This is a genomic window from Mucilaginibacter sp. P4_G9, from assembly GCF_056400985.1.
The window spans coordinates 1-2271 of sequence record NZ_JBFUKF010000599.1 but is presented as its reverse complement, the minus strand read 5'-3'; the positions used below and the strand labels follow the sequence as shown (position 1 = coordinate 2271).

Sequence of the window (2271 nt, the reverse complement as noted above, 5' to 3'; positions counted from 1 at the left end):
CTGGTGCGGATAGCACCTTTTTCGCCTTCAAACTTGGTATAATCGTATTTGCCGTCTTTGTAAAATTCAGATGCAGCACAGTCAAAAGCGATGAAAATATCTTCGCCTGGTTTGTAACCGGCTTTAGTGATCGCTTTCAAAATGGTTTCAACACCATCTTCGGTACCTTCAAAGGTTGGTGCAAAACCACCTTCGTCGCCAACTGCGGTTGATAAACCACGGTCATGCAGAATTTTTTTCAGGTTGTGGAATACTTCGGTACCCCAACGTAACGCTTCAGAAAATGATGGCGCGCCAACCGGCATGATCATAAATTCCTGGAAAGCAATAGGAGCATCTGAGTGAGAACCACCATTAACGATATTCATCATCGGGATAGGCAGGGTATTGGCATTTACGCCACCAATATAGCGGTATAARGGCTGGCGGCTTTCTTGTGCTGCAGCTTTAGCAACCGCTAAAGAAACGCCTAAAATAGCATTAGCGCCAATTTTGCCTTTGTTTTCGGTGCCATCAATCTCAATCATTAATGCATCGATAGTATTTTGGTCAAAAACATCAATACCTTTTAATTCCGGAGCTAAAATATCATTTACGTTAGCAACGGCCTTTAACACGCCTTTACCCATGTATTTTGATTTATCCTCATCGCGAAGTTCAACGGCCTCATGAATACCGGTTGATGCACCTGAAGGTACAGCAGCGCGGCCGAAAGCGCCATTCTCAGTTAATACTTCTACTTCAATGGTAGGGTTACCGCGCGAATCTAAAATTTGGCGGGCGTGTACGTCAATTATTAAGCTCATTTCTTTATTGTCAGATATTTGTAATTTGTAAACCGGCGGCTAAGTTAACAGCAAAAACAAGAAATCACAATTGAAATCTTGTATTTGTTATATTTCTTAATCTGTTGTTGTAGGAACACGCTCACTTTCAACCGCATTTTTACGATTGATGCGATACATTAACATAAGCATAACATTATTTTTACCGCTGCTTTGCGTAAGTGTATAATTGCGCTGATTTATCCAGCCTGCCTGTAAGATCCATTTTTTATCAAACTGGTAACCCAATGCGGCAGATACACGGTTACGCTCAAAATTGGGGGCCTTGTTGTTAAAAAACACCTCGTCGAAAACGGAAATGAATAACGTTTTGGCAACAATTTTGGTATTATTTAAAGGGATAAACATGTTTAACCTGTATCTGAAACGGTTCCGGAAATCGCCGTTTACCCAACGCTGCTCCACACGGTAACGATGTTCAAATTTAAAGCGATAGAGAAATTGATTAACTGTCATTTGCTCCCATAACCTAAACTCGTTGGTTATAGGGCCTTTGCTTAAATCGGTATAATCATATGTGTGATAAGTACCGGTACCCAACAGTGCTGTAAAATTTCTATCCAGATCATAACTTATACCCGCCTTTGCCTCGTAATACTGAAACTGGGAAAATACATCATTGGTGCGGATTTGCAATTCCGAATATCCACCCCATTTATGGCTGCTATCGCCGGGCAAAACCACTGTGGCTATACCCCATGTACCAACCTTTGAATCCTGGGCCTTAACAGTTAATGGGTATATCGCTAACAAAACAAACACTAAAACTGCACTAATAACGGCTTTAAACATAATTACAGGGTTTATGGCTGCAAATATATTTCCTTAATGTTATCTTAATGTTAAGTTTAAGAGTGTTAATGTTAAATTAATGTTAAGCATTTACAATATACCGCTTTGATCGCTTCGTACCGCAATGACGGCTGAATATGTATTTCTTCTTCGGGAAATAAGGCGATAGCAGCTGTCCTGCTACTTGATACTAACTACTTGATACTCCCCTCATTCCCATTTAAACGTCTTCACCGCAACAGCATAGGTGGCAACAAACCAAATTAACAGTATCAAAAGCTGATGGGTTACATCGCCTAAACCTGCACCTTCAAAGGCTACTTTGCGCATGGCATTATTAAGATGGGTTAATGGCAATACGTTACTAACCGCCTGCAGCCATTTGGGGAATGCGGTTACCGAAAAGAATGTGCCCGACAGTAAAAACTGCGGCATGGTGATGATGTTGGAAAGCGGCGGAACAGTGCTTTCGTTTTTAGCTATACCCGATATGATAAAACCAAAGCCCATAAATATGATAAGCCCCATGGTAGAGAGCACCAGCATATTCAACACAGTAATTATGCCGTGTATCAGCGTAAAGCCAAACAGGTAATGGCCTACCAAAATAATAAACAGTGCACCTAATAACGAG

Annotated in this window: 3 protein-coding genes; all 3 read right to left on the bottom strand. The window is 41.0% G+C overall.

Features of this window, described 5'->3' with window-relative positions:
- Window positions 1–806 (bottom strand): phosphopyruvate hydratase (gene eno, locus AC1DPZ_RS25755; protein ID WP_477408868.1); only part of this gene is annotated, 806 nt, incomplete at its 3' end.
- Window positions 807–902: 96 nt separating this feature from the next.
- Window positions 903–1637: a DUF2490 domain-containing protein gene (locus AC1DPZ_RS25750; protein WP_477408866.1), complete on the bottom strand. Its 735-nt coding sequence runs from the start codon at window positions 1635–1637 to the stop codon at window positions 903–905.
- 210 nt (window positions 1638–1847) lie between these two features.
- The coding region (locus AC1DPZ_RS25745) for an ABC transporter permease (RefSeq protein ID WP_477408864.1) at window positions 1848–2271 on the bottom strand (424 nt) is incomplete at its 5' end.

Bases quoted from the DNA above. Each gene is read 5' to 3' on its own strand.
- AC1DPZ_RS25750 (WP_477408866.1), bottom strand. From the start codon at position 1,637: ATGTTTAAAGCCGTTATTAGTGCAGTTTTAGTGTTTGTTTTGTTAGCG.